The following is a 22,975-nucleotide window of genomic DNA, read 5'->3' as shown; positions in this document are numbered from 1 at the left end:
GTACATCGTCGGTGAAGCGCATGAATTGGGTGATCCGCTGGGCAGCCCCACAATTGAAGCCCCCCCGCGTCCCTCGTCGAACACTACGTGGAACTCGCGACGTCCGCTGCACGGTCGGGCGGAATCTGAACATAGTCTGAACAATGTGACGAGATGGGAAAGTGAACGCAGCGAGGCGCAGTCGCGCGACTACGTGCTCAGGTTCGAGGAGCTCGACGCGCAGGGCGCCGATCTGCACGGCGAGGCGCGGATGCTCGACACGGTGATCGGGCGTGGATCGAGGGTGCTCGACGCGGGATGTGGGACCGGGCGAGTCGGGGCCGAACTGGCGCGGCGCGGACACTCGGTGACGGCCGTGGACCTCGACCCCGTTCTCCTCGAGGTCGCCGCGACGCAGCCGGGGCTGACTGTCGTGCGGGCAGACCTGTCGGAGCTGGAGCTGCCGGTGCCTCGGTTCGACGCGATCATCGCCGCGGGCAACGTGATGATCTTCCTCGAGTCGGGTACCGAACGCGCTGTGCTGCAGGGGTTCTCGGATCATCTGGTTCCCGGTGGTGTGTTCGTCACCGGGTTCGCCACCGACTACCGGTACACGGTCGAGGAGTTCGATGCAGACCTCGTGGCAACGGGATTCGTGGTCGAGCATCGCTTCGCGACCTGGGACCTGCGGCCCTGGCGTGAGGGTGCCGACTGGGCGGTGACCGTCGCCCGCAAGCCGGCCCAGGGCTGACGGTCTGCGTTCGCGGTCAGCCGGTTCGGCTCGCCCGTGGGTATGGTTGCTGCGCCGTAACCACGCATCCCGAGGGGGGAACCATGACAGAACCTGACACTTCGAGCCCGACGCCGTACTACGGAGCGCCCGCGTACCCGCAGTACCAGCAGCCCGCGACGGGTCAGCAGCCCGTGCCCGGCCAGCCGCCGATGCCCGGTCCGGCGCCGCAGTACGGCGCCCCGATGTTGCCGCCGACGAACGCCGGTTGGGCTGCCGCCGCCGTCATCTTCTTCTGGCCGCTGGCCTTCGCCGCGTTCAACCACTCGTCGTCGGTGTACCCGAAGTGGGCACTCGGCGACTACCAGGGCGCGCAGTACGCATCGGACCGCACCAAGCAGCTCGGCAAGATCGCGCTGGGGGTCTTTGCTGGGCTGTTCGTCCTGTTCATTCTCTTCTATATCGTGGTCATCATCGTCGCGGTCAACGCCGCGAACAGCACGTACTGAGTCGCGATCGGGGAGTTCCGCGGACCGGCGTGACCACACGGCGCACGTCGGTCCGTAGACTCTGGAGACCGTGAGCCTTACCCTCGGAATCGTCGGACTGCCCAACGTCGGCAAGTCCACCCTCTTCAACGCGCTGACCAACAACGACGTACTGGCCGCGAACTACCCGTTCGCGACCATCGAGCCCAACGTCGGCCTGGTCGAGCTGCCGGACGAGCGGCTGGTCAAGCTGGCCGAGATCTTCGGTTCCGAGCGCATCCTGCCCGCGACCGTGTCCTTCGTCGACATCGCCGGCATCGTCAAGGGCGCCTCCGAGGGCGCCGGCCTGGGCAACAAGTTCCTCGCCAACATCCGCGAGGCCGACGCCATCTGTCAGGTCGTTCGCGTGTTCGCCGACGACGACGTGGTGCACGTCGATGGTCGCGTCGACCCCGCCTCGGACATCGAGGTGATCGAGACCGAGCTCGTCATCGCCGACATGCAGACGCTGGAGAAGGCCCTCCCGCGCCTGGAGAAGGAAGCGAAGAAGAACAAGGAGTTCAAGCCGCTGCACGAGGAGGCGCTCAAGGCTCAGGCCTTCCTCGACGAGGGCAAGACCCTGTTCAGCGTCAAGGACAAGCTGGACTTCTCGCTGCTGCGTGAGCTGAGCCTGCTCACCACCAAGCCCTTCCTCTACGTCTTCAACGCCGACGAGGCCGTGCTCACCGACGAGGCGAAGGTCGCCGAACTGCGCGCGTCCGTCGCCCCCGCCGACGCGGTGTTCCTCGACGCGAAGGTCGAGCAGGAGCTGCTCGAGCTGGACGAGGAAGACCGTCAGGAGATGCTCGACTCGATCGGCCAGTCCGAGCCCGGCCTGCACGCGCTCGCCCGGACCGGCTTCCACACCCTCGGGCTGCAGACCTACCTGACCGCGGGCCCCAAGGAGTCGCGCGCCTGGACCATCCACAAGGGCGACACCGCCCCGCAGGCGGCCGGCGTCATCCACACCGACTTCGAGCGCGGCTTCATCAAGGCCGAGATCGTGTCCTTCGACGACCTCGTTGCTGCAGGTTCCATGAACGCCGCCAAGGCCGCCGGCAAGGTGCGCATGGAGGGCAAGGACTACGTCATGGTCGACGGGGACGTGGTGGAGTTCCGCTTCAACGTGTAGCCCCTCGTCGGGGTGAGGTCACGGCCGCTCGTTGCGGGCGGCCTTCTCGACGATGCCGGCGATTCGTTTGGTCTTGGTTGCGGGTTGCTTGGCGAACGCGATCTGGCTGAGCGCGAACTTGCGGACACTCGGCGGCCATGCGTCCCAGTGGGTGCGGGCCTGTGGCTCCGCGTCGAGAGCCGCCGCGAGTTCCGGTGACTCGACGAGTGCCTCGGCGTCGTCGAGCAGCGTCCACAGGCCACGCTGTTTGGCGTCGTCGATGACGGCTTGCCCGGCCGGCTGCATCCGTCCCTCGGCGAGCAGGTCGGTCACGCGCGCCTTGTTGGACGCGGCCCATGCGCTGTTGCGGCCGCGCCGGGTGAACCACATGCCCCGTCGATGCTCGTCGATGGTCCGGGTGTGCCCGTCGACCCATCCCCAGCACAGCGCCTCCCGCACCACCTGGTCGTAGTCGAGCGGAGCATTACCGGACTCCTTGCGCCAGAACACAAGCCATACGCCGTCGGATTCGTGGTGATTGTCACGCAGCCACACGTGCCACTCGTCGAGGGATCCGGGATGCAGGTGTTCCGCATTCGAGTTGGCCATGGGACAAGGTTAAGTGCTGGCGGTCACGCGACGGCCGGTCTCGGTGCGGGCGGCGCGAGACTGTGATGAATGTGTCCGGTGGGGGTCGTGATTCGGACTCGATGTCTGCCGTCGGGGGAGTCGAGTGCTTCGGCGGCCCATCCGGGTGACTGTTTGGCGTAGTTGCACGCCTCGCACAGGCCCTGGCCGTTCTCGAAGCTGGTCGGTCCATCGGCGGCGGCGGGGTGGATGTGGTCGATGTGCCGCACGGGCGCATCGCACCACGGCGTGCGGCAGACGGGGTCGCGGAGCCGGATCAACTCGGCCAGGGAAGGGGGGAACAGGCGGGTGCTGCGGTCCATGGCGACCACCGCGCCGGTATCCGGCCGCGTGTAGACCCGGCGAAGCTCGGCCACACCGGCGGTCGCGGCGGCATGGACGAGTTCCCGTGCCACGTCTGCGGGAATCGGTCCGTAGCCGCGGACGTGTGCCGCCTCGTCGCCGCCACCGAACAGCGTGCGATCGGACACCGTCAGGTGCACTCGAACCGGTGTCGTCGGTGCGGCGGTGTCGTCGGTCGATGAGGTGACGATGCGGGCGACGAGGGTGTCCGCCATGATCTGCCCGCGGGTCCGCTCGTCGCCGGTGGCGGTTGCCGCCGCGGCCGCCGCCGAGAGGGCCGCGTAGCAGGCGACGCCCTCCGCCATGGGGAGCAGCGCCGTCACGTAGGCCATCGTGTCCGGGGCCGGGCGGATCGACACCCGCCGCTCGGAGTGCGCCTTGGCCTTCCGCCGGACCCAGACCTGCTTGTCCGCCTCGTACGCCATCTGTCGCGCTGTGGCGACAGCATCCTTGTCGCTCATCTTCTCGAGTCGTTCGGGATCGGCAGCGAGCTTCCGGTCGATCTCGGCTCGGTCTTCGGCTGAGACGCACGCGGTTTCGCGGGCAATCTGGGTAGCGCGCCACTCGGTGATCCACCCTCCGCGCAGCGCGGCGAGGGTGTGTGGAAGCTCGGAGGTGAGTGCGGTGGCCAGACCGAGATGGATGCCGCCGCGGTGCGGGGACTCGCGGCGGGCCAGCGCGATCTGCGAGGCGATGCCCCGATCCCGACGTTCGCGTGCCACTCCCGCGGCGGTGGCCGCGTGGCGTTGGTGCGTCGCAAAATCGGAGGTGACTTGAGCCTGAAGGCCGGCCGCAGCGCAGGTGAGTCGTTCGAGAGCTCGGAGCAGGTCGATGCGCTCGGGTTGCTCGTCGGGGCCGTCCGCGTCGGCGAGGCGGCTGATCCACCGTTCCACCGCGGCGGCCGTGACCGACTGGCTCCTCGCCCTCGGTTCGCTCATGTGTTCGATTGTACCGAGTGCCACCGACAGATTCGGTGGTTCCGAGAATTTCCGGTGGCGTCAGCGCGCCCGCACGGGCGCCTCGCTCAACGTCCGGTGGGTGACGAACCTCCGCGGCATCCCCGACAGCGGATCGGTGAATTCCAGTTCCCGCGCGAGCAATTGGAGTGGGAGACCATGGTCGTCCGGCGCCTCGGGCAGCAGATCGGGATACAAACGGTCGCCCAGGATCCCGACGCCGAGCGCTGCCAGATGCACGCGCAACTGGTGCATCCGTCCGGTGTGTGGACGCAGGACCGTGCGCAGCACGGCACGTCCGGAGGTACTCACGCCGGTCCCGTGCACCTCGACCGCCGTCTCGGCGTTGGGCTCGCGGACGTCGTCGACGACGACCCGCAACTGGCCGCGCCGCGACGCGATGTGGTTGCGGTGGACGAGGGGGACGGCGCGCCCGGCGAGCGCCGGTGCGTCCGGGTTCCACCTGGGCGGTCGCGCCGACACCGCCTCGTAGACCTTCACGACCTCCCGCTTCTCGAACAGCGATTGGTATGCGCCGCGCGTCGCGGGACGGGCCGAGAACATCACCAGGCCGGCGGTCGCACGGTCGAGCCGATGGATCGGCGTCAGGTCCGGGTTGTCGAGGCGGGTCCGCAATCGGACGAGCGCCGACTCACGCAGGTAGCGCCCGCTCGGGGTGGTCGGGAGGAAGTGCGGCTTGTCGATCACGACGAGGTCGTCGTCGACGTGCAGGATCTCCTCGTGGAACGGAATCGGGTCCTCCGCCGGCAGATCGCGGTAGTACCAGACGAATTGGTGAGCGCCCAGCGCCGTGCCGCGACCGATCGGACGGCCGTCGGTGCCCACGATCTCCCCGTCGTCGAACCGCCGATACACGTCGGCGGAGTCCAGGTGGTCGAACCTCGCGACGACGTACTCGGCGATCGTCGCCCACTGCCCGGACGACGGGACGCGCAGTCGCGTCGCCCCGACCCCGTCCTTGACGGGCAGTGGTGAGGGCATCGGCACGTCCGTCATCATCCCACCGGTGACCGGCGCGGGCCCCGTCGCGTCGTTTCACGGTGACGTCCGCGACGGCGCCGTCCACGTCGAACCGGCCGACCGCCGACGCTGGGTAGGCTGCGTCCGTGACGTTGCGAGGACCCCGGCTGCCCACCACCCGACTCACTCGGATACTGCTCATCGCCGCGATGATCGCGATGCCGATGGTGTCGGGATTTGCGGCGCCGGCCGTCGCGTCGGCCCCCGGGGCGGGGGTCACGGCTCCCGCTGCGCCGGAACCTCGCCCCGTCAGCGAGCGCTACGCGGCCACCGGAATTCACGCCGTCACAGCGGTTGCGGTGCCTGGATACCAGGTGTTCCACCCCGCCGACATCGCCGTCAGCCCCGACCGGCATCCGGTGGTCACCTTCGGAAACGGAAGCTACGCGACGTACGTGCAGTACGAGGAACTGCTGCGCCACCTGGCGTCCTGGGGTTTCGTCGTCGTCGTCGCCGACAGCAGCGTCACCGGCGACGGGACCGAGATCCTGGCCGCAGCGCGCTACATCCTGGCGCAGAACGACAACCCGGAGAGCGTCTTTCACGATCGCATCGACGTCGCGCACGTCGCCGCCGTCGGACATTCGCAGGGCGCCGGGGGATCGATCAATGCCAGCACCGCCTCTGGTGGGCTCATCACCTCCACCGCCGTGCTCGACCTGCCCGATCCGTGGTGGGCCAGTAGGCCCGTGGATGTGTTCGACGTGACCCGGCTGACGGGTCCGGTGTTCTATCTGACCGGGTCCGACGATCCGGTCTCGACGGCGATACCGCAGGCCGCGTTCCACGCGGTGAGCCCGGGGCCCGCGGCCCGCGGCCGCCTGCTCGGAGTGGGGCACAACTGGCCGAGCGACGGAGGCGGATTCCGCGGGTACCTCACCGCGTGGCTGCGCTTCACCCTCACCGGCGACGCCGACGCAGCGCGAGCCTTCGTCGGCCCGGCACCGGAACTGCTGGCCGACCCCCGGTGGGACGGAACTGCGGTCAAGGGGTGGTGAGTCCGGTGCGACGCTAGCCGTGGCGCGCCACGTCCTCACACAGGATGCCGGGCCAGCGGGCGAGATCGGCCGGCGTGTGCGCGACCTCCAGCGTGGCCCGGGGCAGGAGGTTCACCAGCGACTCGGCGGTGGACACCGGGTGACCGGGGTCGTCAGTCCAGGCGAGAATCGTGGTCGGCACGTCGATCTTCGCGACATCGTCGGGGTCGGGCAGGTCACTCAGCGCGGCCCCGCGGAACAGTGACGGAAGCAGACGCTCGTCGACGTCCGGCCCGGTCTCGGGCGTCCCGACCGTCGCGGGTGGGCGGGGCACGGCGAGGTCGGCCGCGAGGAACGCGTCGAGTCCCCGCTCCTCGATCATCGCGGCGTTGTGCCGGTAGACGTCGGCCTTGGCGGCGCGGGTGCCCCAGGCGGTCGCCGGCACCAACAGGGTGAGTCCGCTGAACCGGCCCGGATCGCGCACCGCCGCGTGCAGCAGCGTCCCCGTGCCCATCGACGGGCCGACGCCGTGCACCCGTTCGCCGGGGAACCAGTGGTCGAGCAGCCTCAGCAGGTCGTCGGCCAGAACCGTCCAGCGGTAGTCCTCGGGGACCGCGCGCCCGGTTGAGCGGCCGTGCCCGCGTGCGTCGTACCGCAGCAGTCGGGTGCCGCTGAGACCGCGGCCGAGGTCGAGCTCCATCAGGCGGTCGCGATGGCGGCTGGAGGTGAGGCCGTGGAGTTGGACGACCGGGTGGCCGCCCTCGTCGCTCAGCTCCACGTCGAGCTCGGCTCCCGGAACGCTGAAGGTCGGCATGGCAGCTCCTGGATCGCGGGGACGGCGGCCGCTCGGGAAAGCGCCTAGGCTACCCGCCATGCGGTTGACCAACGTCGCGCACCTGCGCCTGCCGTTCGGCCGACTACTGGGCTACGACGTGACAGTGGGCCCGCTCGGCCGACCGCTGCCCGTGTCCTTCGACCAGCGACGCCACGTCGGTGCAGGAGACCGGGCCGGGTCCTGGATGGCGTTGTCCTTCAAGCTCTCCCAGCCCGTGCCGCCCGACGAGCTCGCCGCCGCGTGGCTGGCGGTGATCGCGCGGCACGGCACATTGCGGTCGGTGTTCGTTCCCGGCGACGACGGCGAGCCGCGCCTGCACGAGGTCGAGATCCTCCCCGGCGACTGGGCCCTGCACCCGATCGCCCCCGGGCAGGCCGTCAACGATGCGCTCCGCGACGTGCTCGACCGCGCGTGTTCGCCGTACAGTCGTCCGTCGCACCGGCTGTGCGTGCTCGAAACCGCGGTGGGGCCGACGGTGGTGGTCGCCGCCGACCACGCGCACGTCGACATGTGGTCGATGCTGGTGATCGCACGCGACCTGCTCGCCGCGCTGGCCGTGGTGCGTGACGGTCGCACGGCGTCGTTGCCGCCCGCGCCCGCCTTCGCCGAGCACACCCGCGCGCTGCAGGACCGCCCGTCCGCACCCGCCGACGTGCGCCGCCGCTGGGCCGAGGTGCTCGCGGCGAGCGGCGAGGTGATGCCACGGTTCCCGCTGCCGCTGGGCCCCGCGACGTTGCAGCAGGAGCGGGTGGAGGTGCGTGACGTGCTCGACGTCGACGACAGCGCCGCCTTCTCGGCGCAGGCCCGCGACGACGGGGTCTCGACCCTGGCGCTGGTGGTGGCGGCGATGACCGAGGTGACCCGCGCGCTGGCCGGAACCCCACTGCGGGCGGTGTTTCCGGTGCACAGCCGGTACGACTCCACCTGGCACGACTCCGTCGGCTGGTTCATCACCAACTCGGTGCTGGAATCGGCCGACCCCGATCCCCGCGCCAGCGCGGAGGCGGTCAAGGAAGCCGTCCGGATGGGGTCCTGGCCACTGGAGGACGTACTCCGTCCGTGGGGCGGGATGCCCGAGGCGCCAGGGATGTTCGCGATCTCCTGGCTGGACCTGCGTCGGCTGCCGGTCCGCGTCGATGCGGCCGGTCTGGAGGCACAGTACGTCGGCGCGACGATCCGGACCGACGGCGTGATGCTCTGGTTCATCCTCGACGAGTCCGGGCTGCACCTGCGCTGTCGCTACCCCGACACCCCCGAGGCCCGACGGCATGTCGGCACCTGGCTGGACACCCTCATCTCCCACGTGCAGTCGCGGGCATCGGTCGGGGGACGGCTCCGCCTCGGCGACAGGACCTTTCGGGTGCAGCGTGCGGGCCGTGCCGACGTGCCGGCGCTGGTCGCCCTGCTGTCCGACGACGAGATCGGCTGCACCCGCGAGGGTGCCGAGATGGCACGGTACGAGGAGGCGTACGACGCCGTCGCCCGGGACCCGTCGCACTACCTGGCCGTGGTCCGCGACGAGGACGACCGGATCGTCGGCACCATGCAGCTCACCGTCATTCCGGGGTTGTCCCGCGGCGGCACCACTCGCCTTCAGATCGAGGGAGTGCGGGTGGCGGCCGCCGAACGGTCCCACGGTGTCGGCACCGCAATGCTCGAGTGGGCGCACGAGCATGGTCGGCATCGCGGCGCGACACTCGCACAGGTCACCACCGACCGGAGCCGCGAGCGAGCGCATGCGTTCTACGCACGGTTGGGATACGGCAACAGTCACGTCGGGCTCAAGCGGGCACTCTGAGACCCGCACACGAACGGGCGGTTTCCGGGACGAACGTCGAGTGCGTATCCCGGAAACCGCCCGTTCGTGGGTGTGCTGTGGTGCAAGCGTCAGTGGACGGCGCCCGCGCCTACATGGACCCTGGACGATCGCTCACTCGCAGGCGACCCCGTCACCGTCGCGGTCCAGCTTCCGGCTGTACCCCGGTTGCCCGGCGTAGATCGGCGCCGCACCCGCGGCTCGGACCGCGCTGCAACTTGCATACGAGACGGTGGCGCTGGGCGCGGGAAGGGCGGCCGCCGGTGCCGGTGCCGGTGGGGCAACGAACGGAACCGGAGCCGCTGCGGGCGCGGGTGCGGATCGTGGGGCGGGGGCCGGCGGGACCGTCGTGACCGCCTGTCGGTGCTCGGTGGGATCCGCGGCGGGGACGACGCGCGCCGGTGCCGCACCGCAATCCCCGAGCACGCGCGCCATCGCATCCCGTTCCGCCGCGGTGACCCACAGGTTGTAGGCCGCCTTCACCTCGATCTGCCGGGACACGTACGTGCACCGGTACTCCTTGTTCGGCGGCAGCCACGTCGCGGCGTCGCCATCACCCTTGCGCTGGTTGGTCGGACCGTCGACGGCCTGCAGGTTCCGGGGATCGTTCGCGAAGTTGCGCCGCGTCTGCTCGTCGAGTTGCTGCGAGCCCTTCTGCCACGAATCCGACAGTGCCACCACGTGATCGATCTCCACAGCCCTCGACGTCCCGGACCCCCGGGTGAATGCGACGGTGGTACCGGTGTAGCTGTCGGCGAGGGTGCCGGTCAGGACGGTGCAGCCGTTGGAGCCGGGTTTCAGGGTGACGTCGGCCAGGTCGCGTCGGAGGATGTCGTTGCGGGTGTCGCAACCGTTGTGGCCACCCGCGACGGTCACGTCGTCAGACCATGCCTGCCCGAACAGCGCACGGTCGTAGCCGGTTTTCGGAGCGCGACCCTTGACCGGCAGCGTGTCCAGCTGAGCGAGTGCGGTGTTCGCGGCACCGGTTCCGTTGACGGACAACGCGACCGCGGCTGCGGGCTCGGGGACGGCGGCGCCCGTCGGAGTCGTCGTTGTTGTCGACGGCGTCCGGGACGACGTGGTCGACAACGCGGAGGTGGCGACTGCCTCGGTCGTCGTGGGTTGAGTCGACGTTGCCGGGCCACCGCATCCCGCGATTCCGACGACCGCCAACAGGCCCGCGGCGCCGACGATCCACGCGGTGTCCCTGCGAAGGGGCCGTGCGCCGCTGTCGGGGGCGGTGGGGCTGGAGAACACGGGCGGATCCTTCACGAGTGCGGTGATGCGCGCCGGTCTCGGCGCGATCGTCATCCTCATCCATACCAGGCATACCGGACCGCTCGGGGGCGACCGGCGCCGGGTTCATCCGTTCGACGGGCAGGTCTGCTGTGTGCGGGCTGTCGAGCCGCGGCTTAGGGTCGATGCCATGACCCGACCCGACATCGGTATGGACTACACCGTGCTGGACTGCCCCGATCCGGGCGCGTTGGCAGGCTTCTACGGCGCGGTGCTCGGCTGGCAGGTCGTGCAGTCGGACGACGACTGGGTGGTCCTGCAGGGTCCGGGGGCGCTCCGGCTGGCGTTCCAGCTCGCCCCCGATTTCGTCCCCGTCGACTGGCCGGCGCAGGGCGTGCGGGTGCACCTGGACCTGGTGACCGACGACATGAATGCCTCCGGGCGGTGGGTCACCGGGCTGGGTGCCGAGCTCGTCGAGGGACCGGCCGAGCATCCGGGATTCACGGTGTTCCGGGATCCGGCCGGGCACTACTTCTGCCTGTGCGTTCGAGATTGAGTGGCAGCGATCATCCGGCCTTCGCCAGGAGCGCGTCGAGCGCCCGATAGCTGGCGTTCATGCCCTCTTCCATGCCGGACTCCAGCATGCCGTCGCGGTCGGCGGCGGTGAGGAACTGGCTGTCGATGACGACCCGGGTGCGGCCGTCGCCCAGATCCACGAACTCGACGCTGTCGATGCACACGTGCGCGGGCATACCGTCCCACTCGAAGGAGTAGACCAGCCGCTCCTTCGGGGTGATCTCGCGGAACCGTCCCTCGAAGCCGTCGGTGCCGCCCTCGTGGTGCTCGACGAACCGCCAGTGGCCGCCGCGCTCGAATTCCCAGCGCTCGATGTCGAGCTGGTTGCCACGACCCCACCACTGGGCGAGCTGTTCGGGTTCGGTGTACGCGGCCCAGACCCGGTCGCGGGTGGCGCCGAAGACGCGTTCGACGTGAATGTCCCGCTCGCCCGGGGCGGACACGGTTGCGGCTGCGGGGGTGTGTTGCGTGGTCATCGTTACTCCTCCGTGCGGTTGAGGAACTGTCCGAGACGGTCCATGCGGCCCTCGATCTCGAGCTGGTGGCCCCGGATCCAGGCGGCTTCGCGGTCGAGCGGGTTCGTGCCGAGCCGGCAGTGACGCACCCGCCCGTGCTTCTCTGTCTCGATCATCCCGGCCTGTTCGAGGAGCCTGAGGTGTTTCGTGATGCCGGTGAGGGTCATCTCGAAGCGCTCCGCCAACTCGCTGACGGTGGCGTCCGCCCGGCCGAGGTGTTCGAGGATCCCGCGCCGGGTGGGGTCCGCGAGCGCAGCGAACGTGATGTCGAGGCGTGAATACTGAACCATCTAGTTCAGTATTCGTCGCGGACTCCGCGCTGTCAAGGGCGGGCCCGAGCGACTGCCACGTGTCTGCCCTTGGCAGACGAATCGATTCGGGCCCGCGTCGGGTGGTTACAACGAGAGGCATGATCGAGAAATCGCCCCTGGACTACCGCGACCAACTGACCGACCGACTCTTCCGCCAGCGCACCCTGCTGCTCACCGGGGAGGTGAACGACGAGATGGCCGAGCGGGTGTGTGCCGAGTTGGTGCTGCTCGCCGCCGCCGACGCCGACCGGGACGTCGTGCTGTACATCAACTCGCCCGGCGGGTCCGTGCTGGCCGGCCTGGCCATCTACGACACCATGAAACTGATCCCCAACGACGTGGTGACCGTGGCCCTCGGATTCGCCGCGAGCATGGGGCAGGTGCTGCTCGCGTCGGGCACCCACGGCAAGCGGATCAGCCTGGCGCACAGCCGGATCATGATGCACCAGCCGTCCGCGGGCATCGGCGGCACGGCGATGGACATCGCCATCCAGGCCGACAATTGGGAGTACATGAAGCGACAGTCGGAGGAGATCCTCGCGGCCGAGACCGGGCGCCCGGTCGAGGAGATCGCCGCCGACAGCGACCGGGACCGCTGGTTCACGCCGGAGCAGGCCCGCGACTACGGGATCGTCGACGAGGTCGTCGATTCCTTCGCGCAGATCGCGCCGTTCGCGACCACCCGACGGATGGGGCTGTAGCGATGTCCCAGTACACGATTCCCAACGTCATCGAACGGACCCCCGCGGGCGAGCGGTCCTTCGACGTGTTCAGCCGCCTCCTCAACGAGCGAATCATCTTCCTGGGCAACGAGATCGACGACGGCGTCGCGAACGTGGTGATGGCGCAGCTGCTGCACCTCGAGGCGGAGGCGCCGGACCGCGAGATCGGGCTGTACATCAACTCGCCGGGCGGATCGACCACCGCGATGCTCGCCGTCTACGACACCATGCAGTTCCTGCGACCGAAGGTCGCGACGTACTGCATGGGTCAGGCCGCGTCCGCGGCGGCGGTCCTGCTCGCCGCCGGCGCGCCCGGCAAGCGGTACGTGCTCGCGCACTCCCGGGTGCTGCTGCACCAGCCCTCGACGCAGGGGCAGGGCTCGATCTCCGACCTCGCGCTGCAGGCCGCGGAGGTACTGAGGATTCGGTCGCAGACCGAGGAGATCCTCAGCGCCCACACCGGTCAGGACGTGGCCCGGCTGCGCCGGGACACCGACCGGGACCGGATCTTCACCGCTCGGGAGGCCCTCGACTACGGCCTGGCCGACCAGGTGATCGTCACCCGCGACGTCGGGTGAGTGTGCCTACGCGGCCAGCAGTTGCATGCCCGGCGGGCCGGCGGGTGCACCCGTCGCGACTCGCCGCGTGACCGACAGTCGCCGGACGCCACGAGCGAGCAGGTGCTCGAGCGGCAACCCGAGCGCGCCGCACACCGAGTGCAGCATCTCCGAGGACGGCTCCTTGCGACCGCGCTCGACCTCGGACAGGTACTGCTTGGACATGCCGACCGCCCGCGCGACCTCGGCGAGGGTGCGGTCCTGGTCCCGGCGCTCGTCGCGCAGGATCTCGCCGTAGACCGCGCGCAACAGCGGCGCGGGGGAGTCTGCGCGGTCGGGGCCGCGCTGGTCGCGACGCCGGGTGGCGAGGTCGACGACGACGGGGCGGTCCGCTGCTGCCATGTCCCGAGTCTGGCACCGCTGCGCGGTCGGACGCGTCGCTGTTCACGCAGAGCGGACGCCCCGCGCGTCCGGTCAGACCAGGTACGGCACCAGTGCCTTGCGGTCGGTGGGGTAGTCGGTGAACTTCTCCCGGTACCACTGGTGCGTGGCGAAGGCGCGGGGAATCAGGTTGCCGGCGGTGATGAGGAGGATGACCACACCGGGCAGCGCCCAGGTCAGCAGCGCGAATCCGGACCACGCGATCAACTCGCCGAGGTAGGCGGGGCTGGTGACGAACCGGAAGCCGCCGCCGAACGGAATCCGGTACTCGGCGGCGCCCGGGTTGTTCTTGTCGCGCAGGTTCCGCACGATCGACTCCGAGCTGATCAGCAGCCCGAAACCGCACAGGTAGACGACCAGGCCGACGAGGAACCGGGGATCGGTCAGCCATTCGGTGCCGTACTGGCCGAAGTAGTCCTGGCTGAACAGTGCGCCGTTGAGGTACCCGTGCATTGAGGTGACCAGCATGCCCATCACGATCACCGAGATGTTGAAGGTGCTGCGCTTGCCGGGAACCTGCCGGATCGCGAGCGGGAAGAACCAGCCACGATTCGCGTAGTGCAGCAGCCAGATCGCCGCGAGGACGAGCGACGTCGGCTCGAACCGGTTCGGTCCGGTCAGGTAGACGACGAGGAACACCACCGTCGCCGGGATCTCCATCAGCCACCACCCGAGCTTCGGGTTGAGGTTGAACCCGAGGTTCGTGGAGGAGAAGCGTCCGTACGAACTCTGGGCGAAGAAGCTGCCGACGATCACGAACGCGGCGAATGCGAAGGCGAGGGTCAGGACGGTGTCGTAGACGGTGTTTCCGGTGTACCAGTGCATCGAGGTCCTTCGGTGTGCGTGTGCGGGTTGCACCGATGGGCGCCTACGCCGCGAGCGCACTGTCGGGCAACCATCATTTCTATAACGTGTTCTATCACGTGTCTTTCGAGGTAGAGGTAGTAATCGGTCGAGAATTTGATACAAGTTCGGATTGCTCGACCGACATCCAACTGGAGGGCTGTTGCCGGGGGCTCGCCGCCGCCCGGCCTCGTCCGTGGTCCCGCGCGGACGCTCCTCGTCCCGGTTAGGGTCGGACGCATGGACACCGACGCATTCCTCGTCGAACGTTCGACCGGTCGTCGCTGCGAGCCCGGACACCGTGCACGCGCTGATCGACGACCTCGATCGATGGCCCGCTGAGGCACTCGTGTGAGCGAGCCCGACCGGGTACTGCCGCTCTTCGCGACCAACCCGGTCGCGGGGGCGGTACTGGCGGCGGCGTTCGCGGCATGGGTGGTCTCCGAGTACCGGATCGGTCGGACCCGGCCGACTCAGTCGCGGCCGGGAGACCTCAGCGGTGCGGCCGTGGGCCTCGGCCTCCTCGTCGCGTACTTCGGCGGACTCGCGGTGAGCGTGCTGGCGACGGCGACGGTGATCGTCGAGGGGCAGTGGTGGTGGTTCGCCGCCGGCCTGGTGGTCGCGGCGTCGGGGCAGGGATTACGGCTGCGCGCGGTGCGCGAACTCGGGTCGTCGTTCACCTTCCGGGTCCAGACGGTCCCCGGGCAGGCGGTCGTCGACACCGGCCCGTACCGGCGGATCCGGCATCCGTCCTACACCGGCGCACTCATCTGCGCGCTCGGGTTCACCATCGCCTACACCAACTGGCTGGCCCCGCTCGCGGTGCTCGGATTGGCGCTCGCCTACGTGGTGCGGATCCCACACGAGGAGCGCGTCCTGGCCGCCGAGATCGGCGAACCGTACCGCCGGTACATGGCTCGCACCAGACGGTTGATTCCGTTCGTGTTCTAGTCGCCGTACCGGTTCCTCAGGCCATCTCGGGCACGTGCAGGTGCGCGATCGCGAGCTCGAATTCGCACACCTCGAGCACCTCGGCGCCCATCTCCCTGACCCCGTTGGTTCGGAGGGTCTCGGCCGCGTCCCGGTTCCGGTTCATGGCATCGACGCTGTCGAACGTCACCGAGGACACCGCCCGGCCTGCGGCGTGATCGACCATCAGGCTGGCACTGCAGAAGCCCTCGAGCTCCTGCATCGACGGCACCGAGACGAGCTTGTAGACGTCGACGGCTCGGGTCATCCGGCCCGGCTCGACCTTGAGCCACGCCGCCCGCACGCAGGCGCCGCGCTGGGAGCGATGGTCGCGGTGCAGGACCGCGATGTCCCACCGCTCGACGGTGGCGGTGCCGTGGAACATCTCCGCGGCGCGGTCGCGGATCTCCCGGACGGGTCCCTCGCTGCCGCGCAGGGCGTCCTCGTCCATCCACGAACTGGTGGCGATGCAGCGTCCGGTGTCGCGGTCGACCAGCAGCGAGAGCCCCGCGCAGCCCTCGAGGTCGGCGAGGGCGGGCATGACGGTGTCACGGATGTGCTTGATTCCGGCGTCGATGTGGGACGGGTGGGCCTGGATAGTGGTAGAGCGCGCGTACACGATCCACCCCTTTCTGCTCGAGGCGGCGCCCCGGCGGCGCCACCGGTCAACCCCACTTCTCACCCTCCTCCCACCGGCCGGGCATAGCAATGGCCGGTCCGGGCGACGCTAAAATCCCGACGACGTGTCCGGTAGCGGGTGCTGCTGTCGAAAGGGAAATGAATTGAACGCGCACATCGGAGAACAGGACGCACCGCGTCGTGAGCAGCTGGAGTTCCAGGCGGAGACCCGCCAGCTGCTGGACCTGATGATCCACTCGGTCTACTCGAACAAGGACTCCTTCCTGCGGGAGCTGCTCTCCAACGCCTCGGACGCGCTCGACAAGCTGCGGCTCGAGGCCTACCGCGACAAGGACCTCGCGGTGGACACCTCGGACCTGCACATCGAGATCGAGGCCGACCAGGACGCCCGCACCCTCACCATCCGTGACAACGGCATCGGCATGTCACGCGCGGAGGTCGTCGACCTGATCGGCACGCTCGCCAGGTCGGGCACGGCAGAGCTGCGTCGAAAGCTGAAGGAGGCCAAGGACTCCGCGGCCTCGGAGGAGCTGATCGGCCAGTTCGGCATCGGTTTCTACTCGACCTTCATGGTGGCCGACAAGGTCACCCTGCTGACCCGTCGCGCGGGTGAGGAAGAGGCCACCCGTTGGGAGTCCAGCGGTGAGGCGACCTACACGATCGAGGCGGTCGAGGGCGCCCCGCAGGGCAGCTCGGTGACCCTGCACCTCAAGCCCGTCGACACCGACGACCACCTGCACGACTACACGTCCGCGCACAAGATCCGGGAACTGGTCAAGCGGTACTCCGACTTCATCGCCTGGCCGATCCGGATGGACGTCGAGCGGCGCACGCCGGCGACCGAGGAGGGCGGCGCCGAGCAGGTCACCGTCGAATCCGAGACGATCAACTCGATGAAGGCCCTGTGGGCGCGCTCGCGCGACGAGGTCTCCGACGAGGAGTACGCGGAGTTCTACCGGCACATCGCGCACGCCTGGGACGACCCGCTCGAGACCATCCCGATGAAGGCCGAGGGCACCTTCGAGTACCAGGCGCTGCTGTTCATCCCGTCGCACGCACCGTTCGACCTGTTCATGCGGGACGGCAAGGCCGGCGTCCAGCTCTACGTCAAGCGCGTCTTCATCATGGACGACTGCGACCAGCTGATGCCCGAGTACCTGCGCTTCGTCAAGGGTGTCGTCGACGCACAGGACCTCTCGCTCAACGTCTCTCGGGAGATCCTGCAGCAGGACCGGCAGATCCGCGCGATCCGGCGGCGGCTCACCAAGAAGGTCCTCGCCACCGTCAAGGACATCCAGGCCGACCGCACCGACGACTACCGCACCCTGTGGTCGGAGTTCGGGCGGGCACTGAAGGAGGGCCTGGTCTCCGACGCCGACAACCGCGACACACTGCTCGAGATCTCCTCGTTCGCATCCACTCACAGCGACGACGAGCTGACCACCCTCGCCGACTACGTGGGCCGGATGAAGGACGGTCAGGAGCAGATCTACTACGCGACGGGCGACTCGCGTCAGTTGCTCGAGCACTCCCCGCACCTGGAGGCCTTCAAGGCGAAGGGGCTCGAGGTGCTGCTGCTCACCGACCCGGTCGACGAGGTGTGGACGTCGCAGGTTCCCGAGTTCGCCGGCAAGTCGTTCCAGTCGGTCGCCAAGGGTGAGGTCGACCTCGACACCGAGGACGACAAGAAGGCGAACGAACTCGAGCGCGAGGAGCGGGAGAAGGACTTCGCCGACCTGCTCGGCTGGATGACCGAGACCCTGAACGACAAGGTCAAGCAGGTGCGGCTGTCGAGCCGGTTGACCACCTCTCCGGCGTGCATCGTCGGCGACGACTTCAGCATGTCGCCCGCCCTCGAACGCATGTACCGGGCGTCCGGACAGCCGGTGCCGCAGACCAAGCGCATCCTCGAGCTCAATCCCGACCACCCGCTCGTCGCGGCGCTGCGGACGGCACACGCCGACCGGCCCGACGACACCGCGCCCGCCGAGACCGCGGAGCTGCTCTACGGCATGGCGTTGCTCGCCGAGGGCGGTGAACTCGACGACCCGGTCCGCTTCACCGGGCTGCTCGCGAACCGGTTGGCTGCCACAGTCTGACGGCATCGGTCTCGGCGCCGGCCGTCCCTTTCGGGGCGGCCGGCGCTGTTGTATCGTCTGCCGGTGCCGTTCTCGGATGGGGTCTCGGGTCGTGGGACACGGATGTCGACCCCAGATGCGCAGTCGTACTGGATCTCTCGCAAGATCCCTACCGACCAGTTCCTGCTCTACTGTTTCGCCGACCCGACGGACGGACTGGACGAGATCCGGACCGCGCTGCTCGAACGTGCGGCGCTGATTCCGGATCTGCGGATCAAGGTCGGCGAGATCCCACTGCGGGCCGACTATCCGTACTGGGTGCCGATGTCCGTCGAGGACAGTCACGTCCGCCTGCACGGGTCGGGCCCGCGGTCATGGGAGAGCTGCCTCGACGCCGTCGCCGCGTTGCTCACCGCTCGACTGGACCCGTCCGAATCACCCTGGCGGCTGCATCTTTTCGGGCCGGTGGACGGCGCGCCCCGCTGCGACGACGGTCCGGCGGTGGTCGCCGTCCTGCAGGTCGCGCACGCACTGGCCGACGGCACCCGCGCGTCGCAGACCGCGCGTGCACTCTTCTCCGAGGCGGCGCCTGCCCCCGCCCCGGAGCGGCCGTGGCGGCCCGCCCTCGCCCTGACCGCCGCCGCCGCACGGCTGCCGGTCCAGGTGGTCGAGATGGTCCGGCGCGCCGGGCCGGCACATCGCATGCACCGGCAACTCGAACGCGACACCGAGGCCGGCCTCGTGCCTGCGAAGCCGCCGAGCCTGCCCAAGCTGTCGACCAACTCCAGACCGAACGAGTACCGGTCGATCCGGACCGTGGTCGTCGACGCCGACGACCTGCGCGGGGTGGGGACGAGCGTCACCGTCGGTGCGCTGACGGCGATCTCGCTGGCCCTGACGCGGTATCTCGGTCTGCACGGGATCCCCGTCGAGGGCCTGGCCGCCGAGGTGACCGTCGCCAAGGCCGGACCGGCACTGGCGCGCAACCACTTCCGCAATCTCGCCGTCGACCTGTTCCCCGACGCCGAGGACCCGTGCGAACGCGCCGCGATGATTGCCGAGTCATTGCGGACTCGGCGTTTGCGCGGCGACCACCCGGCGGGACCGGCCGAGGACCGCGCGATGGCCGCCATTCCCGCCGTGCTGCTGCGCCGCGGTGTCGAGCAGTTCGACTTCACCGCGGTCCCCGATGCGGTCACCGGACACACCGTCGTCTCGAGTGTCGCCCGCGGGGCCGCGGACCTGACACTCGGCGGCGCACAGGTGCGGTTCACCGCGGGCTTCCCTGCTCTGTCCCAGTTCATGGGGTTGACGCACGGGGTGCACGGTATCGGCGACACGGTGACGCTCAGCATCGTGACCAGTCCGTCGGTGATAACCGATGTGGGCACCTACGAGCAGTTGCTGCGTGACGCGGTGGCCGAGGTCAGGGAGGGATCGGCTGTCGGTCGACTGGCTGAATGATGCGAGACCGGTGGCAAACCTGTCGCAACACCTATACGCTGTGGCCGTCACCGGGACGAAACCGGCGGCGACGCAGCAATCGAACGGAGTCACGACATGTCGACCTACATTTACGACGCCCTGGTTCCCTACGTCGGGGCGGCCACCGCCACGGACCTGGCGAGCCTGCTCGCCGTCGGACCGTAGACCGTTCGGTAGCCGACACGAACTGACGAGAAGGCCCGGCGGAGCAAATGCTCCGCCGGGCCTTCTCGTGTCCGCACCTTGGCGGCATGTCGCGGAAGTGGTGTCACGCGTCCGAGGGGGCGAGGTCGATGCCGAAACCGGAGATGGTCTCCGGATCGGCCACCACGTCGAGTCCGACGATCCGGTCCCCGACGATCGTGAACGCGTACACCGAGCGGGGCGTGCCGTCCGGCGCCCAGACCGCACCGGGCCGGCCGTCGACCAAGACCGGCCGGGCGTGCGTCGCGCGTCCACGGAACGCCTCTGCCACTGCGCCGGCACCGTGCATCTCCGCGGCCAGCGAGGGCGCGCCGAACGCCAGCGCCGCGGTCGCGCCGGCCACCGCGACGTCGTCGGCACGCAGCACCACGTCGGGGTCGAGCACCGCGAGCAGGTCCTCGAACCGGCCCTCGCGCGCGGCGACGAGGAACGCGTCGACCACCCGGCGCCGGCTGCGCCGGTCGTGGCCGGGGGCGGGTGCATCCTGCAGTCGACGGCGGGCGCGGCTGGCCAACTGCCGGGTGGCTGCGGGGGAGCGGTCGACGATCGGCGCGATCTCCTCGAACGGCACAGCGAACATGTCGTGCAGCACGAAGGTCAGCCGTTCCGCCGGGGTGAGGGTGTCGAGCACCACCATCATCGCGATGCCGACCGAGTCGGCGAGCACCGCCTGGTCTTCGGGAGCCGACTCGTGTCGGGGCTCGGGCAGGTCCGAGTGTCCCGGTTCGTCCAGCGGAATCTCGTGACGGGACCCGCGTGAGCGCAGCATGTCCAGGCACACCCGGCTCAGCACGGTGGTGAGCCAGCCCCCGAGGTTGTTCACCGCTTCGGTGTCCGACCGGCTCAGGCGCAGCCACGTCTCCTGCACCGCGTCCTCGGCTTCGGCGGTCGAACCGAGCATGCGATACCCCACCGCTCGAAGGTGCTCGCGATGCTCCTCGAAACTGCGCGCCAGAAATTCGTCGCTCACCGCTGTCACATTCTCCTCGTCCGATTCGTCAACAAGACAACGAAGACCGAACATCCCACACAACAAGGAGCAGACGATGAAGGCACGCATGAACAATCCGGCCATGGTTCTCCCCGGCGCGGTGGCAGCGCTGCAGGCGGTGGGCGCGACGACCGAGGGCACCGGCCTGCCCGCGAGCATTGTGCACCTGGTGCACATCCGTGCCAGCCAGGTCAACGGCTGCAGCGTCTGCCTCGAGATGCATTCGAAGGAGGCCCTGCGCGACGGCGACAGTGTGGACCGGCTGCTCGCGGTCGCCGCGTGGCGGGAGTCGCCGCACTTCAGCGATGCCGAACGCGCCGCACTTGCGCTGACCGAGGCGGTGACGCGGATCGCGGATCGGCCGGATGCGGTGCCGGACGACGTGTGGGACGACGCGGCCGACAACTTCGACGAGAAGCAGCTGGCGGCGTTGATCCTCCAGATCGGGCTGATCAACGTGTGGAACCGGCTCAACGCCACCGTTCGTCAGCCCGCCGGTCAGTCCTGGTGACGATGCGACAGTGACAACGCGACGAGGGCCCGGCGGGTGAATCCCGCCGGGCCCTCGTCAGTCGTTCTGTGTGCGAGCCGTTTACAGGCCCGGACGCTTGCCGACCGTCAGCGTGACCTCGCCGGTGTGGGCGAAGAAGTCGTTGCCCTTGTCGTCGACGACGATGAACGCCGGGAAGTCCTCGACGTCGATCTTCCAGACAGCCTCCATGCCGAGCTCTTCGTACTCGACGACCTCGACGTTCTTGATGCAGTCCAGGGCCAGCCGGGCGGCGGGGCCGCCGATCGAGCCGAGGTAGAACCCGCCATGGGCATTGCACGCGTCGGTGACCTGCTTGGACCGGTTGCCCTTGGCCAGCATCACCATCGATCCGCCCGCGGCCTGGAACTGCTCGACGTACGAATCCATGCGACCGGCCGTGGTCGGGCCGAACGAACCCGACGCCATGCCCTCCGGGGTCTTTGCCGGTCCGGCGTAGTACACCGGGTGATCCTTGAGGTACTGCGGCATCTCCTCGCCGGCGTCGAGACGTTCCTTGATCTTCGCGTGTGCGATGTCGCGGGCCACGACCAGCGGACCGGTCAGCGACAGCCGGGTCTTGACCGGGTGCTTCGACAGCTCGGCGAGGATCTCCGGCATCGGCTTTGTGAGGTCGATCTTCACCGCGGCGCCCTTGCCGGTGCCCGAGACGCCCGACGTTTCGGCGTCGAGCTCGGTGTCGGTGACCTCGGGCAGGAACTGCCCCGGGTTGAACTCGAGCTGCTCGAGGAACACGCCCTCCGGGGTGATCTTCGCCTTGGCCTGGCGGTCCGCCGAGCACGAGACGGCGATCGCGACGGGAAGCGAGGCGCCGTGGCGGGGGAGCCGGACGACCCGGACGTCGTGGCAGAAGTACTTGCCGCCGAACTGCGCGCCGATGCCGATCTTCTGCGTCAGCTCGAAGACCTTCTTCTCGAGGTCGTGGTCGCGGAAGCCGCGGCCGGTCATCGCACCCTCGGTGGGCAGCTCGTCCAGGTAGTGCGCGGACGCGTACTTCGCGGTCTTGAGCGCGAACTCGGCGGAGGTGCCGCCGACGACGATCGCCAGGTGGTACGGCGGGCACGCCGCGGTGCCGAGTGAGCGGATCTTGGCCTCGAGGAACTGCATCATCGAGTCCGGGTTCAGGATCGCCTTGGTCTCCTGGTACAGGTACGACTTGTTCGCCGACCCGCCGCCCTTGGCCATGAAGAGGAACTTGTAGGAGTTCTCGTGGCCCTTGTGGGTGTCCGCGTACAGCTCGATCTGCGCGGGCAGGTTGTTGCCCGTGTTCTTCTCGTCCCACATCGTGATCGGGGCGTTCTGCGAGTACCGCAGGTTCAGGCGCGTGTATGCGTCGTAGACGCCGCGAGCGATCGCCTCGTCGTCGTCACCCGGCGTCAGCACGTGCTGACCGCGCTTGCCCATCACGATCGCGGTGCCGGTGTCCTGGCACATGGGCAGCACACCCGCCGCGGAGATGTTCGCGTTCTTGAGCAGGTCCAGGGCGACGAACTTGTCGTTGTCGGACGCCTCCGGGTCGTCGAGAATGCTCGCGACCTGCTTGAGGTGGTCGGTGCGCAGGTAGTGGGAGATGTCGTGCAGCGCGGTCTCGGTGAGCAGCCGCAGCGCCTCCGGCTCGACTTGCAGGAAGGTTCGCCCGTCGGGTCCTTCGACGGTGGACACCCCCTCGGTGGTGAGCAGCCGGTACTCGGTGGGGTCGTCACCGATCGGCAGCAGGTCCTCGTAGAGGAAGTCGGCCATCGTCACATCTCCTGAACATGGGCGTGTGGAGTCCAGTTCAGGCTAAACGTGCGCATCCGCCGCGCCGAAGGCGGGGATCATACGGCCGCCGGTGCCGTCGTGGGGGCGGCTCGGTCAGGGACGCATCGCCGTAATGTGTTGTGACGACAGTCACAA

24 protein-coding genes are annotated in these 22,975 nt (G+C 69.1%); 12 read left to right on the top strand and 12 right to left on the bottom strand.

Annotation, left to right across the window (positions count from 1 at the left end; genetic code table 11):
* The first annotated feature begins 145 nt into the window (after window positions 1-145).
* The 3 genes from FK531_RS04195 to ychF all read left to right on the top strand — a co-directional run bounded on the left by FK531_RS04195 (window position 146) and on the right by ychF (window position 2,368).
* Complete coding sequence (locus FK531_RS04195; protein ID WP_142095477.1) at window positions 146-730, top strand: class I SAM-dependent DNA methyltransferase; 585 nt, start codon at window positions 146-148, stop codon at window positions 728-730.
* An 83-nt stretch (window positions 731-813) separates the two neighbouring features.
* Window positions 814-1,218, top strand: a complete 405-nt coding sequence (locus tag FK531_RS04190; RefSeq protein ID WP_142095475.1) for a CD225/dispanin family protein — start codon at window positions 814-816, stop codon at window positions 1,216-1,218.
* Between the two features lie 70 nt (window positions 1,219-1,288).
* Window positions 1,289-2,368, top strand: coding sequence for a redox-regulated ATPase YchF (gene ychF / locus FK531_RS04185; RefSeq protein WP_142095473.1), 1,080 nt, complete (start codon window positions 1,289-1,291; stop codon window positions 2,366-2,368).
* Between the two features lie 18 nt (window positions 2,369-2,386).
* On the opposite strand, the gene FK531_RS04180 is transcribed toward ychF, so the two are convergent.
* The 3 genes from FK531_RS04180 to FK531_RS04170 are packed head-to-tail and all read right to left on the bottom strand — an operon-like array spanning window position 2,387 to window position 5,313.
* A complete protein-coding gene (locus FK531_RS04180; RefSeq protein WP_142095471.1) occupies window positions 2,387-2,956 on the bottom strand; it encodes a YdeI/OmpD-associated family protein in 570 nt (189 codons plus the stop codon).
* 23 nt (window positions 2,957-2,979) lie between these two features.
* Window positions 2,980-4,275, bottom strand: coding sequence for an HNH endonuclease (locus FK531_RS04175; RefSeq protein WP_142095469.1), 1,296 nt, complete (start codon window positions 4,273-4,275; stop codon window positions 2,980-2,982).
* Window positions 4,276-4,335: 60 nt separating this feature from the next.
* On the bottom strand, window positions 4,336-5,313 hold the full coding sequence (locus FK531_RS04170) for a pseudouridine synthase (RefSeq protein ID WP_142095467.1): 978 nt from the start codon (window positions 5,311-5,313) through the stop codon (window positions 4,336-4,338).
* A 107-nt stretch (window positions 5,314-5,420) separates the two neighbouring features.
* Between FK531_RS04170 and FK531_RS04165 the strand changes: the two genes are divergently transcribed.
* Window positions 5,421-6,332 carry a poly(ethylene terephthalate) hydrolase family protein gene (locus FK531_RS04165; RefSeq protein WP_246097866.1) on the top strand — a complete coding sequence of 304 codons (912 nt, stop codon included), beginning with the start codon at window positions 5,421-5,423 and terminating at the stop codon, window positions 6,330-6,332.
* A 13-nt stretch (window positions 6,333-6,345) separates the two neighbouring features.
* On the opposite strand, the gene FK531_RS04160 is transcribed toward FK531_RS04165, so the two are convergent.
* A complete protein-coding gene (locus tag FK531_RS04160) occupies window positions 6,346-7,125 on the bottom strand; it encodes an alpha/beta fold hydrolase (protein ID WP_142095465.1) in 780 nt (259 codons plus the stop codon).
* 58 nt (window positions 7,126-7,183) lie between these two features.
* Here FK531_RS04160 and FK531_RS04155 point away from each other — a divergent pair, with 58 nt between their 5' ends.
* A complete protein-coding gene (locus tag FK531_RS04155) occupies window positions 7,184-8,944 on the top strand; it encodes a GNAT family N-acetyltransferase (protein ID WP_142095463.1) in 1,761 nt (586 codons plus the stop codon).
* Window positions 8,945-9,076: 132 nt separating this feature from the next.
* Here FK531_RS04155 and FK531_RS04150 read toward each other — a convergent pair whose 3' ends face one another.
* Window positions 9,077-10,219: a GmrSD restriction endonuclease domain-containing protein gene (locus FK531_RS04150; protein ID WP_246097865.1), complete on the bottom strand. Its 1,143-nt coding sequence runs from the start codon at window positions 10,217-10,219 to the stop codon at window positions 9,077-9,079.
* Between the two features lie 169 nt (window positions 10,220-10,388).
* On the opposite strand from FK531_RS04150, the gene FK531_RS04145 reads away from it, so the two are divergent.
* Complete coding sequence (locus FK531_RS04145; protein WP_142095459.1) at window positions 10,389-10,754, top strand: VOC family protein; 366 nt, start codon at window positions 10,389-10,391, stop codon at window positions 10,752-10,754.
* A 10-nt stretch (window positions 10,755-10,764) separates the two neighbouring features.
* Here FK531_RS04145 and FK531_RS04140 read toward each other — a convergent pair whose 3' ends face one another.
* Both FK531_RS04140 and FK531_RS04135 read right to left on the bottom strand, forming a co-directional pair.
* Complete coding sequence (locus tag FK531_RS04140; protein ID WP_142095457.1) at window positions 10,765-11,250, bottom strand: SRPBCC family protein; 486 nt, start codon at window positions 11,248-11,250, stop codon at window positions 10,765-10,767.
* Window positions 11,251-11,252: 2 nt separating this feature from the next.
* Window positions 11,253-11,579: an ArsR/SmtB family transcription factor gene (locus FK531_RS04135; RefSeq protein ID WP_142095455.1), complete on the bottom strand. Its 327-nt coding sequence runs from the start codon at window positions 11,577-11,579 to the stop codon at window positions 11,253-11,255.
* 119 nt (window positions 11,580-11,698) lie between these two features.
* On the opposite strand from FK531_RS04135, the gene FK531_RS04130 reads away from it, so the two are divergent.
* Entirely contained in the window at window positions 11,699-12,301 is a 603-nt protein-coding gene (locus FK531_RS04130) for a ClpP family protease (RefSeq protein WP_142095453.1), read from the top strand.
* 2 nt (window positions 12,302-12,303) lie between these two features.
* Window positions 12,304-12,900 carry an ATP-dependent Clp protease proteolytic subunit gene (locus FK531_RS04125; RefSeq protein ID WP_142095451.1) on the top strand — a complete coding sequence of 199 codons (597 nt, stop codon included), beginning with the start codon at window positions 12,304-12,306 and terminating at the stop codon, window positions 12,898-12,900.
* A gap of 6 nt (window positions 12,901-12,906) precedes the next feature.
* On the opposite strand, the gene FK531_RS04120 is transcribed toward FK531_RS04125, so the two are convergent.
* Together FK531_RS04120 and FK531_RS04115 are read right to left on the bottom strand one after the other, a co-directional pair.
* Window positions 12,907-13,281 carry a helix-turn-helix domain-containing protein gene (locus tag FK531_RS04120; RefSeq protein WP_142095449.1) on the bottom strand — a complete coding sequence of 125 codons (375 nt, stop codon included), beginning with the start codon at window positions 13,279-13,281 and terminating at the stop codon, window positions 12,907-12,909.
* Between the two features lie 72 nt (window positions 13,282-13,353).
* Window positions 13,354-14,145, bottom strand: coding sequence for a phosphatidylethanolamine N-methyltransferase family domain-containing protein (locus FK531_RS04115; protein ID WP_142095447.1), 792 nt, complete (start codon window positions 14,143-14,145; stop codon window positions 13,354-13,356).
* A 369-nt stretch (window positions 14,146-14,514) separates the two neighbouring features.
* Between FK531_RS04115 and FK531_RS04110 the strand changes: the two genes are divergently transcribed.
* Complete coding sequence (locus FK531_RS04110; protein ID WP_142095445.1) at window positions 14,515-15,114, top strand: methyltransferase family protein; 600 nt, start codon at window positions 14,515-14,517, stop codon at window positions 15,112-15,114.
* Window positions 15,115-15,130: 16 nt separating this feature from the next.
* Here the strand turns inward: FK531_RS04110 and FK531_RS04105 are convergent, their stop codons facing one another.
* Window positions 15,131-15,751, bottom strand: a complete 621-nt coding sequence (locus FK531_RS04105) for a hypothetical protein (RefSeq protein WP_181762815.1) — start codon at window positions 15,749-15,751, stop codon at window positions 15,131-15,133.
* A gap of 175 nt (window positions 15,752-15,926) precedes the next feature.
* Between FK531_RS04105 and htpG the strand changes: the two genes are divergently transcribed.
* Window positions 15,927-17,870: a molecular chaperone HtpG gene (gene htpG / locus FK531_RS04100; RefSeq protein WP_290367603.1), complete on the top strand. Its 1,944-nt coding sequence runs from the start codon at window positions 15,927-15,929 to the stop codon at window positions 17,868-17,870.
* 102 nt (window positions 17,871-17,972) lie between these two features.
* Complete coding sequence (locus FK531_RS04095) at window positions 17,973-19,313, top strand: wax ester/triacylglycerol synthase domain-containing protein (protein ID WP_142095440.1); 1,341 nt, start codon at window positions 17,973-17,975, stop codon at window positions 19,311-19,313.
* 289 nt (window positions 19,314-19,602) lie between these two features.
* On the opposite strand, the gene FK531_RS04090 is transcribed toward FK531_RS04095, so the two are convergent.
* Window positions 19,603-20,562 (bottom strand): sigma-70 family RNA polymerase sigma factor, encoded by a 960-nt coding sequence (locus FK531_RS04090; RefSeq protein WP_142096590.1) that lies wholly within the window; start codon window positions 20,560-20,562, stop codon window positions 19,603-19,605.
* Between the two features lie 22 nt (window positions 20,563-20,584).
* Between FK531_RS04090 and FK531_RS04085 the strand changes: the two genes are divergently transcribed.
* Window positions 20,585-21,040 (top strand): carboxymuconolactone decarboxylase family protein, encoded by a 456-nt coding sequence (locus tag FK531_RS04085; protein ID WP_142095438.1) that lies wholly within the window; start codon window positions 20,585-20,587, stop codon window positions 21,038-21,040.
* Between the two features lie 81 nt (window positions 21,041-21,121).
* Here the strand turns inward: FK531_RS04085 and FK531_RS04080 are convergent, their stop codons facing one another.
* The gene (locus FK531_RS04080) at window positions 21,122-22,819 is read right to left on the bottom strand and encodes a fumarate hydratase (RefSeq protein WP_142095436.1); all 1,698 of its coding nucleotides are present in this window, start codon (window positions 22,817-22,819) and stop codon (window positions 21,122-21,124) included.
* Window positions 22,820-22,975: the final 156 nt, after the last annotated feature.

It is taken from the genome of Rhodococcus spelaei (assembly GCF_006704125.1).
GTDB lineage: Bacteria > Actinomycetota > Actinomycetes > Mycobacteriales > Mycobacteriaceae > Rhodococcus_G > Rhodococcus_G spelaei.
Note: the sequence above shows the minus strand (reverse complement) of the source record. Positions and strands in the feature narration are given on the sequence as shown.